We start from the raw sequence: 15,234 nt of genomic DNA on the forward strand, positions 1-15,234 counted from the left end.
TAATGATTTTTAATGACTGCTTAAATTGCCATGACTAAACGTTCCTCTTCTCTTTTAAAACCCACTGAACAATTATTAGATAAACCCGCATTGCGTCGCGGAATTGCCAATCATTTGCATTATACCGTGGGTAAAGATGCCGAACAGGTGACAGACCGAGATTGGTTTATGGCATTAGCACATACAATTCGAGATCGTTTAACAGAACGTTGGATGAAAACCACACGTCGTTATCAAGAAAAAGATGTGAAACGGGTTTATTATTTATCTTTAGAATTTCTAATTGGACGCAGTTTAAATAACAGCGCGTTAAATTTGGGAATTGCGGAAAATTTTCGGCAAATATTAACCGAATTTGAAATGAATGAATCCAGAATTGCCGACACCGAAGCCGAAGCCGCTTTAGGCAATGGAGGCTTGGGGCGATTAGCTGCGTGTTTTTTGGATTCATTAGCGACCTTGGATTTACCGGGCGAAGGCTACGGCATTCGCTACGAATACGGTATGTTTCACCAGCATTTACATCAAGGTTGGCAGCGGGAACAGCCTGATAATTGGTTGCGTTATGGCAATCCGTGGGAATTTCCGCGCCCTGAAATTTTATATCCCGTTGAATTTGGAGGGCGTGTGGTGGAATATCGTCACGAAAACGGACAAGCCGCGCATCAGTGGACAGATACAGAACACGTGATGGCAATGGCTTACGACATGCCAATACCCGGCTACGACACCGATACGGTCAATAATTTGCGGCTGTGGTCGGCTAAATCTTCGCGTGATTTTGATTTAGAATTTTTTAATGCAGGCGATTATATTAAAGCGGTTGAACATAAAAATTTGTCTGAAACTTTATCCAAAGTTTTATATCCCAGTGACAGCACTTCATTAGGGCGAGAATTGCGGTTAAAACAGGAATATTTCTTTATTTCTGCCTCACTGCAAGATATTGTGCATAAACATGTGCAGCATTATCACACGATTGAAAATTTATCGCACAAAATTGCCATTCAATTAAATGACACCCATCCTGCTTTAGCCATTCCTGAATTAATGCGTTTATTACTGGATAAATTTTATCTCACTTGGGATCGGGCTTGGGAATTAACGGTGAATACTTTTTCTTACACCAATCATACTTTATTACCCGAAGCATTAGAAACATGGCCAGTGCCTTTATTAGAACGGTTATTGCCGCGTCATTTGCAAATTATTTATGAAATGAATCACCGTTTTTTGCGTGATGTGGCGCATCGTTATCCGGGCGATGGCGAGCGATTGCGTCGTATGTCTTTGATCAGCGAAGAAGGCACGAAACAAGTGCGTATGGGACATTTGGCTTTTGTGGGCAGTCATCGCGTCAACGGTGTGGCGCAATTGCACACGCAATTAATGCGTGACACCACCTTTGCTGATTTTGAACAATTTTTTCCGCAACGCATTGTGAATAAAACCAATGGCATTACGCCACGTCGTTGGTTAAATGAAGCCAATCCGCCATTAACTCAACTCATTAGCGACACATTAGGGCATAAACATTGGTTAAAAGATTTAACGTTATTAAAGCAACTGATTCCCTTTGCAGATGATGCCGCATTTCGCCAACAATTTCGTGCCGTTAAGCAACACAATAAAGTGCAGTTAGCGCATTTTGTGCAGCAGAGATGTGGCATTATTTTAAATCCTCACAGTTTATTTGATGTGCAGATTAAGCGCATTCACGAATATAAACGGCAATTATTAAATTTACTGCACGTGGTGACGCATTATGTGCGCTTACGCGATAATCCGCAGATAGATACAGTGGCGCGCACGGTGATTTTTGCGGGTAAAGCGGCACCGGGTTATGCGCAGGCGAAATTAATTATTAAGCTCATTAATGATATTGCTGATGTGGTGAATCATGATCCGCGTATTGGTGATCGGTTAAAAGTTATTTTTATTCCGAATTATGACGTATCTACCGCGTTAAAAATTATTCCTGCGGCTGAATTATCTCAGCAAATTTCTACCGCAGGCACAGAAGCCTCTGGCACAGGCAATATGAAATTGGCTTTAAATGGCGCATTAACCATTGGGACTTTAGATGGTGCGAATATTGAAATTCGAGAAGAAGTGGGCGCGGATAACTTCTTTATTTTCGGTATGAATGCGGAGGAAATTAGCGCGTTAAAACGCAATGCTTATTCTCCTCTTTTTTATTACCATGCTCAGGCTGAATTAAGAATGGTATTAGATATGATTGCGGGGGGATATTTTTCTCCAGACGCGCCGGATCGTTTTCAACCTTTAATTGATGCGTTATTAAGCGGTGGGGATTATTATTGTTTATTAGCGGATTATGCGGATTATATTCGTTGTCAAAATGAAGTCACGCAGCTTTACCGTGACAGTGAGGAATGGACGCGCCGCGCCATTTTAAATACCGCAAATATGGGCAAATTTTCTTCTGATCGCACGATTAAAGAATATGCTCAAGATATTTGGAAAATTGGCGAGATTTAATCAGTGCGATGTAATTGCCCATATCCCAGTAATTTGAATAATAAACGCACGCTGGTCAACCATTTTAAACACAATACACTATAAACCAGTAATTTCTTATAAAAAACCCGTCTTAATATCGGATAAGGATCAACTTGCGTTTCAAAATGTTCGCAGACTAAACGAAAATTATGATAATTGCGACAATAATGCCCTTTATGGGTTAATTGATCAGGACGATTATCCATATTCCACACCGCGACAATATCGGATAAATAAGCAATTTGACAGGACAATGAAGCCGATAAATAAAAGTGCATGTCATCGTATTTACTTAATCGTTCATCAAATTGCAGGCGTGGAAAAATTCGCCGTCGAAATAAACTAGAATTAGTATGAATGGTATTTAAATTAATAAAATTATTAAACCAGCCATCATAACTGTTTTCATAACATTCTTTTTGTCCGTTGCCATAATGATATTCGACACGAGAAAAAACCATGTCTATTTCAGGATGTGCTAATAAATAATTTAACTGCACCTGTAATTTATGCGGAAAATAATAATCGTCGTCATCTAAAAACGCGAAAAATTCCCCGTGTGCCTGTTGCATTCCCAGATTGCGGGCAGCGGCTGCGCCATGCGCCGTTTCCTGTCGCCACACGCGCACGCGGGCATCTACGGGCAATGTCGCCGCGTCCAGCGCAGGCTGCGAGCCGTCATCAATAATAATCACTTCTACATGGGGATAAGTTTGCGCTAACACGCTTTGCACAGCGACAGGCAATAAATGCGGACGATTATGGGTAGGAATAATCACCGAAATTAAAGGCAAATCCATAGACTCATTCCGTTTTATTTTCGTTTTATTAAGACAACGAACGCGATGCGATAATTTTTTGATAATGGGTGATCCATTCGGCCATTACTTTTGACCATCGCCATTCTTCGGCTTTAGCGCGGGCTTTAATCGACATTTTTTCTGCCAATTCGCCATCCATTGCTAATCTGTCTAAATGCTGTGCCATTTGCGTCACAATAAATTCTCGACTGGTGGGTTTAATTAAATACCCTGTCACGCCTTCTTCAACCAATAATTGCGGCCCCCCCCAATCTAAACAAATGCCCGGTAATCCCAACGCCATTCCTTCTTGCACCACAATCCCATTAGCATCTTCAATACTGGGCAAAATAAAACCGCGATAATGAGTAAAAGAATCTAATAAATCGCTGTGCTGCGGATACCAATCTAAAAAATGAACCCGATCTTCAACATTTAATTGTTTCGCTAATGCTTTGCAATGCGCTAATTCTGGCCCTCTACCGACCACATCAAGCGTAATCGGATGTTGCGTGTGGGCTAAACTTTCAATAATCAGTGCCGTTCCCTTGTGAAACACCAAACGCCCAAAATGGACAAAACGCATATTTTGCCCCTGATGTTGCACCCTAGGGCGATTTAAAATGTCATCTTTCACACCGCAATCCAGACATTCCACCATTTTTGCCTCTGGCACGCCCCCAATACGCATTGAAGACCACGTGCGATCTCCGCCCGCAATTAACAATAAATCAGCTTTGGTCGCACCCCGAAAAAATAAACGGTTTATTTTTTGAAAAGGAATGTGAAAAATGCGCCGTAATTTAGCACTTAATACTTCATGCTGACGAAACATTTTAGGATAATAAATATTGCCGTTAATAGGGCCAAAAACATTATAAAATGATCGCGCAATGACCCTAGGCATCACAGGAGAATTGGGTTCAGTCTGATGTACAATCACTTTAGCGGGATTTAAGCCTTTTTCTTTGACATAATTTTCAATTAATTTAATCGCCGATTGACAAAACCATATATTCACAAACCATTGCAAGGCTTTAGAACGCCATAAAAATATCGCTTTGGCATCGTCTCTGACAAATAATACGTCAGGTAATTTTAATTGATTGACAATTTCTGCTTCTGTGCGTTCATGAGTCACTTGAATGGTGTTGGGATGTAATTTTTTTAATTCTTGAAATATTTGTAAGGCTTTCATCCCCTCTCCGCCCATTTGTTCAGAAACATTGGGTGCCACTAAAAAAATGGTGACATCACTGGGAATAGACATGGTTAAATCCTCTTTAATTAAAACTGGATTAAAAATTAAGGATAACATTCAATAAATATCAAATGTCACCCTTAATAGAAAAAATAATAACGCGCTTAATGTTCTTCTAAATAAGAATAACCCATTAAGCCCGCATCTAATTCCCGCGAATAGGATAAACGCTGTTCTGCGGTCAAATGTTTGGCGGCTTGCAGGCGTTTGCGGTAAATATTACGCACTTGATCCGTGTCAATATTGACATATTGCAACAATTTTTGCACCGTATCGCCTTCTACGGGTTCAACCAATTCATAGCCGCCGTCGTCGGTTAAATGCACGTTGACCGAAAAAGTATCGCCAAATAAATTGTGCATATCGCCTAAAATTTCCTGATACGCGCCCACCAAAAAAATGCCCAGCAAATAAGGCTGATCATTGTCGGGTAAATGCACCGGCAAACTGGTGCCAATGCCCTCACTGTCCACATAATGACGAAATTGACCGTCCGAATCACAGGTTAAATCTTGGATTTTGGCACGTCTTGAGGGGCGTTCATTCAAACGATGCAACGGCATAATAGGGAAAACTTGCTTAATTCCCCACGCATCCGGCACCGATTGGAATAAAGAAAAATTGCAAAAAAACTTATCCGCCAATTTCTCACTGAGTTCATCAGAGGCTTCACGATGCAAGCGGGCTTTACTTTGCAAAGCGACTTGCACTTTCTGACAGGTAATATGATAAAGTTGTTCGGCGTGAGCGCGCTGGGCTAGGCTTAAATGACCTTGCGCAAATTCGGTGTGGGCTTCGGTGAGAGAATAACACGCATCATAATAAATTTCTAATGCCGAACGTTGATTTAAACGATTTAAACCCTGCCACAAACTTTGCAATATTTCAGGTTGCTGCTCATCCACAGGGGTGGGATCTTGCACACCGGGCGCGAGTTCGGTATCAATCACATTGGTAATTAATACCGCATGATGAGCGGTCATGGCGCGGCCGGATTCGGTAATAATATCTGGAAAAGGCAAATTAGCTTGCGTGCATATTTTATTAAATTCATGCACAATGACTCTGGCATATTCTCGCACATTGTAATTAATAGAAAAGCTATTGCGCGAGCGAGAACCATCATAATCAACCCCTAATCCGCCGCCCACATCTAGGGTATTAATTTCCACACCCAAAGTGCGCAATTCAGCATAATAACGACCGGCTTCGCGGATGGCTTTTTGAATATCGCGCACATTGCCAATTTGTGAGCCTAAATGGAAGTGCATTAAATGCAAACATGATAATAAATCAACAGATTTTAAATGCTCAATTAATTGTAAAATTTGCGCAGCAGATAAACCGAATTTTGCTTTTTCTCCGCCGGTATCTTCCCACAAACCGCGTCCCACCGAAGCCATACGAATGCGAATCCCCAAACGGGGTCGAATCCCCAAATTACGGGATTCTTCAATAATCAAATTCACTTCGGATAATTTTTCAATCACCAAACAGGGTTTCATGCCCAATTGCTGCCCGATTAAGGCGAGACGAATATATTCGCGGTCTTTATAACCGTTACAAATCACCGTGCCACCGTTGGCGGGAGCTAAAGCGAGGACGGCCATCAATTCTGATTTACTGCCGGCTTCTAAGCCCACGCGATCTCGTCCGGCGTGTAAAATTTCTTCGACCACGTGGTGTTGTTGATTGACTTTGATGGGGTAAACGGCCGTGTAGCGTGCGCTGTAGTTCTCTGCGTGCATGGCTTCATCAAAGGCTTCGCATAATAATTGAATCCGATGATGTAAAATATCAGGAAAACGCACCAATACCGGTAAAGATAAGCCGTGTGCCGCAAAACTTTGGGCGAGTTCTTGCAGATTAATCGCTTGTTTACCGGGCTTTGGATAAACAATCATTTCACCTTCCGCATTAATGTCGAAATAACCCCCTCCCCAATATTCCAGATGATATAAAGCACGTGATTTTTCATAATTCCAGGTGCATTCTGACATGCGTTTGTCCCCTAAGCAGAAGATAGAAAATAAAAAAATGTTGAAAATATTAACCCTTGAGAAACAGCAATCTCAAGAAAATTAGGATATTGCAATAAAATCCGAAATTCGCGCTATTTTATGTTATGATATTGCGATGTGTTGGCATAAAATTGTCGATATTTTTAGGAGAGTGAAATAGTTTATGCGCCTTGCCCATGCCTTACAAGCCTTTATCGCAGTGAGTCATCGAGAATTTTTAAAATTTATCACCCAAACAGGGCGATTATTCGCAGCATTAGTTCGCCCTAGTTTGTGGTTAATCGTTTTTGCGGCGGGTTTTCAAAATATTTTCGGTATTTCAATCACGCCTCCCTACCAAACTTATGTCACTTACCAAGTGTATATTGTGCCGGGCTTATTAGCCATGATCTTATTGTTTAACGGAATGCAATCTTCGTTATCCATGGTTTATGATCGGGAAATGGGGATTATGCGCTTATTATTAACCGCTCCATTGCCGCGTTGGTATTTATTGGGTTGTAAATTAATGGCAGGGAGTTTATTGTCGGTGATGCAGGCTTATTTATTTTTATTCATTTGTGTGTTATTGGATATTGATTTACCGCTTTCTGGTTTTATGACTTTATTGCCTGTTTTATTATTATCGGCATTAATGTTAGGGGCTTTGGGTTTATTGTTATCGGTTTATATTCAACAATTAGAAAACTTTGCAGGAACAATGAATTTTGTGATTTTTCCGATGTTTTTTATTTCCTCTGCGCTTTATCCTTTGTGGCGATTGGAAGAATCGGGAGCGATTTGGATTTATTGGCTGGCTTATTATAACCCTTTTACTCATGCGGTTGAGTTCATTCGTTATAGCCTCTATGCTGAGTGGAATGGCGTGGCTTTTATGGTGATTTTAGGCAGTTTAATGGGCTTTTTTTTACTGGCTGTTTTGGGCTACGATCCACAGCGTGGAATTCTCCCAAAAATGCGACGCGGTACGTAAATGATTGCCATTATTCAATCGATTAATGACAGTAAGATGACTCTATTGTATTTTCTTAGAATTCAATTTACTGTCGGGTTATTATTCCATGATGTGTTTTTAACATGAGTGAAGAAATTTTAATCAATGTCACCCCCAGAGAAACGCGGGTGGCTGTGGTGGAAAATGGTGTATTGCAAGAAGTTTTTATTGAACGACGCAGTAAACGTGGTTTGGTGAGCAATATTTATAAGGGAAAAGTGTGTCGCGTTTTACCGGGAATGCAGGCGGCATTTGTTGATATTGGGTTGGAGCGGGCAGCGTTTTTACATGCGTCGGATATTGTGTTGTCGTTAAATCCCAATGAATCTGTGCGTAAGGCGGATTTATCGATTAGTGATTTGTTGTACGAAGGGCAGCATATTGTCGTTCAAGTGATTAAAGACCCCTTAGGTACAAAAGGCGCACGTTTAACCACGCATATTTCTATTCCGTCGCGTTATTTGGTGTTTATTCCTTATTCAGCTAATACGATTGGCATTTCTACCCGTATTGAAAATGAAGAAGAACGGCGACGATTAAAAACGATTGTGATGCGGCAAATGGGGATGATTCCCAGCGATATTCAAAACACCGAAACGCTAATGGCCACCGAAACCCCAAATCCCCCCAAAACAGAAACCAGCAGTGATAATGAATTTGTTGTGGTGCAAACCATCGAAGTTCCAGCCAATCAAACCGCACCTTGTGGTCGTTATGGTTTTATTATTCGCACGGCGGCTGAGGGCGCGGATGAAGCGATGTTGGTCAGTGATATGAATTTTTTGTGTCGTTTGTGGAAAGATGTTTGTGAAAAAAGTGATAAAGTTCAAGCACCTGCTTTGATTTACGAGGATTTTTCTTTAATATTTCGCACCATTCGGGATTTAGTGGGCAGTAGTGTGGAAAAAGTGCGTATTGATTCTCGTGAGATGTATCAGGAAGTGATTAAATTTACTGAGAAATTTTTAACCGATTTAACCCCGCAAATCAGTCATTATCCCGGTGAGCGGCCGATTTTTGATTTATATTCGATTGAAGATGAAATTGGTCGTGCTTTAGAGCGCAAAGTGCAGCTTAAATCAGGCGGTTATTTGGTCATTGATCAAACCGAAGCCATGACGACGATTGATGTAAATACTGGGGCTTATGTGGGCAGTCGTAATTTGGAAGAAACGATTTTTAAAACGAATTTAGAAGCGGCTCAAGCAATTGCGCGTCAATTGCGTTTGCGTAATTTGGGTGGCATTATTATTTTAGATTTTATCGATATGATTGATGCGGAACATCGTCGCCAAGTGTTAAAAACATTAGAGAAATGTTTAGAAAAAGATCATACCAAGAGTCATATCAGTGAGGTGTCGTCTTTGGGTTTGGTGCAAATGACCCGTAAACGTACACGGGAGAGTTTGGAACACGTTTTATGTCAAACTTGTCCCACGTGTGGCGGCCGCGGTACGATTAAAACGGCAGAAACGGTTTGTTATGAGGTGTTTCGAGAAATTTTACGCGAAGCACGGCAATTTGAAAATCAACGCTTTTTAGTCATCGCCTCGCAAGAGGTAGTGGATATGATGACCGACGAAGAATCTGATAATGTCGCCGAATTGGAAGTGTTTATCGGGCGACCCATTCGCTTTCAAGCCGAACATTCCTACACTCAAGAACAATATGATATTGTGTTGATTGCGTGATGGCGCAATTTAAAAACGCACCTTATTTGCCCTGCGGGTTATCCTCTAAAAACTGCATAATAGACCTCCTGCAGAAGTCATGCTGAGTATTGAATTTCAAAATTAAGGATAGCGGATATCAAGTTAAAACGTAAAGCAAAGCACCTCCATCGATTGCGATTTCAATCAAGATGCGTTTTTTGGATAAAATTCGATTTTCTTAGAAGCAAGTTTAGCAACAACTTTATCACTAAAATAACACCCTTTCTGCGTGTTTTTAAGTAACTCAGTATTTGAAGCGGATAGTTTTTGAATATCCAGTGTCTGCACCATTTCCTTGATTTAGTGCAAGTCATTATGAAATTATTCATAAAAATTTTGCCTGAACTCTAACTCTCAAAATTAAAAGATTTTTTCTCATTTCCAAATGCTGAGGCTGTAAAAGCCTCATTTCTCAGCGTTCGACAAAGATAAATCAATAAGTTACGAACAAAAAAATGGTATTTTTTGGGAGTTTTTTTAATCTCGGCACTTGGATGTAAATAGTGTTTATATTGATTTATAAAACTGCATAATAGCTAAGAACACTTATAATCAAAAAAATACCTGCTAAAAATGCGTAAATTATTCCAGCTTCCATTTGCTTATGGATTTCATTATTCTTTTCTGCACAATATCGGTCAAGTTCTATCATTTCTTTTTCAGAATTATCACGCACTTCTTGTGGCAATGCTTTATAACGCTCTTCAAGTTCTGTACAATACCAAAATTAAGTCATTCATAAAATTTTTCTGTCAGAATCAGAATTTACAGAATTTTAGGATTTTCAGAATTAAAGAATAAAAAATCTGTTTAAAATAAATGACTTGCAAGAATAAATTTTGAAAATTATTTAATTCTGTAAATTCTGATTCTGACAAAATAAAGGTTTTATAAATCACATCATCTTGCTAAAGATAATTTTCCCTGCCCAACATACCAAGGTAATTGATATTTTGCACCAATAGCTCGCATAGCATTATGATAATAGCGTCGTAAAAAACCTATACGCCATACACCAATGGTGTTTCTAAGAAGAAAGTAAGCAATAATTGTAATTGCAGATGTTATCAGCGGGTTATGAAGAAAATATTCATACCAAATTGGTAGTGTTCTTGAATATTCAAATAATCCAAATAATTTGAGTACATTAAGGAGTGTAAGAAAGGTATAAAAGATTGCTATCACTCCTATACCAAAAAGATATGATTCATAGAATCCTTAATTTGTCAGAATCAGAATTTACAGACACAAAAATTTTCAAAATTTATTCTTGCAAGTCGTTTATTTTAAACAGATTTTTTTATTCTTTAATTCTGAAAATCCTAAAATTATGTAAATTCTGATTCTGACAGAAAAATTTTATGAATGACTTAATTTTGGTATAGGAACAAAGTGATCAATATCATCCAAAAATATCCAAATAGACTATTTATCATCATCAATAATAATCGCCTCTTCGCGCTGTTCATTATCGGGGTAAATCTTGCGAATTTATAGTTTTTCTAATGGTGATGCTTTGTTTACGTCAGAGACGATAATTATTTGCACTTTTTATGGCAAGTTGATGACTAAGAAAACTATCAAGCATCTCAGTTGATGCAGTTATTTTGCCATTAAAATAATCAATCCATAGGCTAGAATCAACCGCTATCATTATTTTGCTATAATAAATCAAACAAAAATAAACCCCACCCTTTAAATATGACTATTGTTAAAGCGCAACAAGGGCAAACAGTGCCTTGTTATTATTCCAATTGGGGCAATTATCTCGTGAACCGCTTGCAAAAATACAACATTTCTGTCATCAATGCAAATTCAGAAAATAAAGAAATCAATCCACTTAAAGCGTTAATGACTAACGAGCCACATCAGCTTAGAAGGAGTTTTTCTCATGGGAAAGCGCATTGCGATTGTTGAAGATGAATTAGCCATTCGAGAGAATTATGCAGCGGTGCTGCGTCGTCAGGGTTATGAAGTTAATACCTATTCTAATCGGCGGGAAGCGATGCACACTTTTCGCATTCGATTACCTGAATTGGTTTTATTAGATATTGTGTTGGAAGATGAAGCGGAAGGGGGATTTGATTTATGTCGAGAAGTGCGCAGTTTATCCCATTATTTACCGATTATATTTTTAACAGCGCGTGACAGTGAATTTGACATGGTTTCAGGCTTGCGTTTAGGCGCAGATGATTACCTCACAAAAGACATTAGTTCGCACCATTTATTAGCACGAATTGCGGCTTTATTTCGGCGCGTTGATGCCCTGCGCAATCCACCCAGCGAAGAAAGCATAATGGAACGTGGCCCATTATTAATGGATAGCCACCGTTTAACCACCACTTGGCGCGGTACATTAGTGGAATTAACACTGACAGAATTCTGGATTGTTTATGCGTTAGCTAAACATCCTGGACATGTCAAAGATCGCGATCAATTAATGCACGAAGCCAATGTATTGGTAGACGACAGTACCATTACTTCACATATTAAGCGCATTCGTAAAAAATTCATGGCCATTGACCCTCAATTTAAAGCCATTGATACGGTTTATGGCATGGGGTATCGTTGGAAAACCAATTCATGAGTTTAACCATACGCAGTAAAGTGCTGTTATTATCTTTTACGTTATTTAGCATTCCTTATGTCGGTTATGAATATATCCGAGAAATGGAGACTTATTTGCGCAATAATTTAGAAGATGCTTTACGCGAAGCAGCGCGCACCCACGCCAGCGTTTTAAATGGGCGCGTAGAATTATTTAACCGTAGCTTAGTCGATACATTAAGCGAAGAAAGTTTATTATTTGCGCATTCTTTTAAAAACCCGATTAAGCTAGATGGTGTGGTAGATGAATGGACAGATTATTTAGAACAGGCAGAATATTATGCGGACAAGCATATTTTAAAAAATCAAGGTATTTACGATCCCAATTCCTTATCATTTAGACATATTTTAGGGAAATATCGCCAATATTTATATGCACTTTTTATCATCAAAGATCAGCGTCTTATTTACCGTGATGCGCGTGCATTGCGTTTAGATCGCAGCGATCATATACAAATCATGATGCAACAGCCTGATGAAATGTTTGGTCGCTACTTAATTGCCCCTTCAAATTCGGGTTGGGTGAATGCTTATAAAGTCGATAATTTTATGGGCGATTTAACCAGTGTTATTGAGCCGCGCATTCATGGAATGTGGTTAGAACAAACGGATGGTTATCTTTTAGAAATTCGCATTCCATTAAATATGATTGGCGATAAATTAGGTTTTGCGATTGCGGATGTGGATGATGTAGAAACGCGAGAAGTTAAAACGCTCATTGGCACTTCAGCCATTCATAACATTGACACTTTGGGTAATGTCTTTATTCCATCACCCGATATAGAACAAATTATGCAAGGATTAGGCACGACAACAGGGCGGCGCATTTGGGTTTTAGATAAACAACATCGCGTCCTCAGTCGCACGGGTGATTTACGCCAAAACATTCCGCTACATCCATTAAATAAGTTATATACTTTTTTATTGCCGCCCGCTTCGGAAAATTTCCGAGACGATCAAGCGGGTGTGTCGCATTTGGGGGGAGAAGAGGTGAATCGTGCCTTGCTTGGCGAGCCGATGACACGCTGGCGTTCGACTTCGGACGATCAAGCCGTAATCGTCTCGGCGGCGCATCCAATATGGGTAGGAGATCAGGTGATGGGCGCGGTGGTGGTGGAAGAAACCAGTAATAGCATTCAAACAGTACAACGCCAAGCCATTGCCAGTTTATTTAATCGTACGATTGTGCTTTTTTTAATCGTGACTATTATGCTGCTTTTATTTTCTAATTGGCTTTCTTTTCGCTTGCGCAATTTAAGAAATCAAGCCGAAAAAGCGATTGATAGTAATGGGCGTGTCAATGTGTCGCATATTGATTGTTCAGCGAGCGATGAAATTGGTGATTTAGCGCGCAGTTTTTCTAGCATTTTAGATAAATTGCAACATTACAATATTTATTTAGCCAGTATGGCCAGTCGGCTTTCGCACGAATTAAGAACGCCATTAGCGGTGGTGCGCTCTTCTTTAGAGAATTTGGAGCAAGAACCTATTGCCGAAGATTCCAATGAATCGCAAATTTATATTGAGCGCGCAAAAGCAGGCATTCATCGGCTCAATACCATTATTACGCGCCTTAGCGAAGCCACTCGTTTAGAGCAGGCTTTACAACATGCCGAAAAAGAAATTTTTGATTTAGTGGAAGTGATCAGCAGTTGTGTGGCGGGTTATCGTTTGATTTATCCTGACAATATATTTCGATGCGATATTTTACACGCGCCTTTAATGATGGAAGGTTCTCCCGATTTAATTGCGCAAATGCTGGATAAATTGGTTGCTAATGCGGTGGATTTTGCAGAAAAAGATACACCTATTCGCATTCAATTAAGTCGAGAAAAAAATATGGCGCGTTTAGAAATTATAAATCGTGGTGCGTTATTACCAATAGAAATGCAGGAGCGTTTATTTGAATCGATGGTATCCGTACGCTCCCAACCCAGTTCTAAAAAAGAACCGCATTTGGGTTTAGGATTATATATTGTGCGTTTAATTGTGGATTATCATGAGGGCATTGTGCGCGCTCAAAACAATCGTGAAGCCTCTGGTGCGGTGTTTAGTATTTGGCTGCCCATGTTATTGCATTCGCAAAATTAAACGCGCTTCAACCCGTTGTTGGCGATTGCTGGCGGCGGAGGCGATTTCGATGTGCATATTTTGTTGTTGCCACTGTTGTTTTAACGTTTCTAAGGCTTCAAAACTGGCCAATTCTAATTGCAATTCTAGCTGATTATTGCGATATTCTAAGCGCGTTAATAAAAATCCAGAAACTGCTTTAATAAAAGGGCTTAATCGCACCAACCAAGGCAGAAAATGGGTCTGAGTTTGCTGTTGACCGTAACTGGCTTGTAATTGTCGCAATCGTTGTTCCATTTGTACGCGGGGATTAACGATTCTTTGGGCATCGGGAAAGGTATTTTTATATAACGTTTCTATGTCTTGGGTTAATTGTTGATGATAATTTTTTTGTTGTTGATACCCCTGCCATTCTGAACCCAAATAAACCATTATCAGTAAACCCATTAGCGTGGCCGTCATGCGCCATGCTCGCCACATAAACAACGGATGCGATGTATGTTGTCGATAATCGCCTTGCAATAAATTAAGGGTAGGCATTTTGAGTGGAAAAGCCGCCCATAACGCAGTGACATGCGGCTGCACCACCTGTACCGTTAAGGGAATATTTAATGCTTTTAATTGGTCGATTAATTCAGGATGAGAGTCCGCTGCATTGCAATAAAGCGTTAAAGATTGAGGTGGATTATTTTCTTGTTCGGCTAATGCCAGAGAAAGCGCAACAGAAACCTGCTCTAATTCAATAGCAAATCCTTGATAATAGCCCGTGCGAATTAGCAGTTGATCGGAGAGTAACATAAAGCTCCACGATTCCGCCACATAAGGCACGGCCAATACATCGGGCAGTAATTGTGTTATTTTTAATGGATTTAATGTATTGAGCCAATGTTGCAGCAAATCACGAGAAAGGACGGCGGCTGTGACTTGGGTTTCTGCGTGACGGTGGGGCGCGACGGCAACGTGCAGGGTGTCCACGTCGGCAGCCAGATCGTCTTCTAAGGCGTAAGGCACAGCCTGCAATACGCGCTGCCATTGACGGGTGGGAATGTGGGCTTGTGTCAAAAGCAGCGAGGAAGTGGGCGCGAGGGCAATTAGCGTGTCCGCAGCAGGCAACTGATTGATTTCATTGATTTCGCTGCATCCTGTGGCTAATAACTCGCCCTCTTGCGTGGCGTGCGTCCATAGGTAATGGGCGGTGGTCGATGTGGGTAGGCGTAGAAAAAGTGAGGTGCGCATGGTGTCTGAA

11 protein-coding genes are annotated in these 15,234 nt (G+C 40.3%); 6 read left to right on the plus strand and 5 right to left on the minus strand.

Translation table 11 applies throughout. From position 1 onward, the window contains the following. Positions 1-30 precede the first annotated feature (30 nt). Complete coding sequence (locus TPSD3_RS02125) at positions 31-2,502, plus strand: glycogen/starch/alpha-glucan phosphorylase (protein WP_086486942.1); 2,472 nt, start codon at positions 31-33, stop codon at positions 2,500-2,502. Here TPSD3_RS02125 and TPSD3_RS02130 read toward each other — a convergent pair. From TPSD3_RS02130 to speA, 3 genes are read right to left on the minus strand one after another with little or no spacing between them, the layout of a single operon-like run. Beyond that, positions 2,499-3,323: a glycosyltransferase family 2 protein gene (locus TPSD3_RS02130; RefSeq protein WP_086486943.1), complete on the minus strand. Its 825-nt coding sequence runs from the start codon at positions 3,321-3,323 to the stop codon at positions 2,499-2,501. The two genes, TPSD3_RS02125 and TPSD3_RS02130, sit on opposite strands and share 4 nt — an antisense overlap. 28 nt (positions 3,324-3,351) lie before the next feature. Next, a complete protein-coding gene (locus TPSD3_RS02135) occupies positions 3,352-4,641 on the minus strand; it encodes a glycosyltransferase (protein ID WP_086486944.1) in 1,290 nt (429 codons plus the stop codon). A gap of 47 nt (positions 4,642-4,688) precedes the next feature. Further along, entirely contained in the window at positions 4,689-6,584 is a 1,896-nt protein-coding gene (gene speA, locus TPSD3_RS02140; RefSeq protein ID WP_086486945.1) for a biosynthetic arginine decarboxylase, read from the minus strand. A 184-nt stretch (positions 6,585-6,768) separates the two neighbouring features. Between speA and TPSD3_RS02145 the strand changes: the two genes are divergently transcribed. Both TPSD3_RS02145 and TPSD3_RS02150 read left to right on the plus strand, forming a co-directional pair. Then, positions 6,769-7,578 carry an ABC transporter permease gene (locus tag TPSD3_RS02145; RefSeq protein WP_086486946.1) on the plus strand — a complete coding sequence of 270 codons (810 nt, stop codon included), beginning with the start codon at positions 6,769-6,771 and terminating at the stop codon, positions 7,576-7,578. A 104-nt stretch (positions 7,579-7,682) separates the two neighbouring features. Further along, on the plus strand, positions 7,683-9,290 hold the full coding sequence (locus TPSD3_RS02150) for an Rne/Rng family ribonuclease (protein WP_086486947.1): 1,608 nt from the start codon (positions 7,683-7,685) through the stop codon (positions 9,288-9,290). Between the two features lie 538 nt (positions 9,291-9,828). Here TPSD3_RS02150 and TPSD3_RS17400 read toward each other — a convergent pair. Next, entirely contained in the window at positions 9,829-9,999 is a 171-nt protein-coding gene (locus TPSD3_RS17400) for a hypothetical protein (RefSeq protein ID WP_176329695.1), read from the minus strand. A gap of 1,013 nt (positions 10,000-11,012) precedes the next feature. Here TPSD3_RS17400 and TPSD3_RS17405 point away from each other — a divergent pair. The 3 genes from TPSD3_RS17405 to pdsS are packed head-to-tail and all read left to right on the plus strand — an operon-like array spanning position 11,013 to position 14,009. Then, positions 11,013-11,228, plus strand: coding sequence for a hypothetical protein (locus TPSD3_RS17405; RefSeq protein ID WP_176329696.1), 216 nt, complete (start codon positions 11,013-11,015; stop codon positions 11,226-11,228). Further along, positions 11,203-11,898: a proteobacterial dedicated sortase system response regulator gene (gene pdsR / locus TPSD3_RS02155; protein WP_086486948.1), complete on the plus strand. Its 696-nt coding sequence runs from the start codon at positions 11,203-11,205 to the stop codon at positions 11,896-11,898. The genes TPSD3_RS17405 and pdsR overlap by 26 nt, the downstream gene beginning before the upstream one ends. After that, positions 11,895-14,009 carry a proteobacterial dedicated sortase system histidine kinase gene (gene pdsS / locus TPSD3_RS02160; protein ID WP_086486949.1) on the plus strand — a complete coding sequence of 705 codons (2,115 nt, stop codon included), beginning with the start codon at positions 11,895-11,897 and terminating at the stop codon, positions 14,007-14,009. Before pdsR ends, pdsS begins: the two co-directional genes overlap by 4 nt. On the opposite strand, the gene gspL is transcribed toward pdsS, so the two are convergent. Further along, complete coding sequence (gspL, locus tag TPSD3_RS02165) at positions 13,989-15,224, minus strand: type II secretion system protein GspL (RefSeq protein ID WP_086486950.1); 1,236 nt, start codon at positions 15,222-15,224, stop codon at positions 13,989-13,991. The two genes, pdsS and gspL, sit on opposite strands and share 21 nt — an antisense overlap. Positions 15,225-15,234: the final 10 nt, after the last annotated feature.

The organism is Thioflexithrix psekupsensis, assembly GCF_002149925.1.
In the GTDB taxonomy this organism is placed as follows: Bacteria; Pseudomonadota; Gammaproteobacteria; order Beggiatoales; family Beggiatoaceae; genus Thioflexithrix; species Thioflexithrix psekupsensis.

What these genes read in the sequence shown, in the direction of transcription:
- TPSD3_RS02125 (WP_086486942.1), top strand. Translation starts at nt 31, where the DNA reads ATGACTAAACGTTCCTCTTCTCTTTTAAAACCCACTGAACAATTATTA.
- TPSD3_RS02130 (WP_086486943.1), bottom strand. Translation starts at nt 3,323, where the DNA reads ATGGATTTGCCTTTAATTTCGGTGATTATTCCTACCCATAATCGTCCG.
- TPSD3_RS02135 (WP_086486944.1), bottom strand. Translation starts at nt 4,641, where the DNA reads ATGTTATCCTTAATTTTTAATCCAGTTTTAATTAAAGAGGATTTAACC.
- speA (WP_086486945.1), bottom strand. Translation starts at nt 6,584, where the DNA reads ATGTCAGAATGCACCTGGAATTATGAAAAATCACGTGCTTTATATCAT.
- TPSD3_RS02145 (WP_086486946.1), top strand. Translation starts at nt 6,769, where the DNA reads ATGCGCCTTGCCCATGCCTTACAAGCCTTTATCGCAGTGAGTCATCGA.
- TPSD3_RS02150 (WP_086486947.1), top strand. Translation starts at nt 7,683, where the DNA reads ATGAGTGAAGAAATTTTAATCAATGTCACCCCCAGAGAAACGCGGGTG.
- TPSD3_RS17405 (WP_176329696.1), top strand. Translation starts at nt 11,013, where the DNA reads ATGACTATTGTTAAAGCGCAACAAGGGCAAACAGTGCCTTGTTATTAT.
- pdsR (WP_086486948.1), top strand. Translation starts at nt 11,203, where the DNA reads ATGGGAAAGCGCATTGCGATTGTTGAAGATGAATTAGCCATTCGAGAG.
- pdsS (WP_086486949.1), top strand. Translation starts at nt 11,895, where the DNA reads ATGAGTTTAACCATACGCAGTAAAGTGCTGTTATTATCTTTTACGTTA.
- gspL (WP_086486950.1), bottom strand. Translation starts at nt 15,224, where the DNA reads ATGCGCACCTCACTTTTTCTACGCCTACCCACATCGACCACCGCCCAT.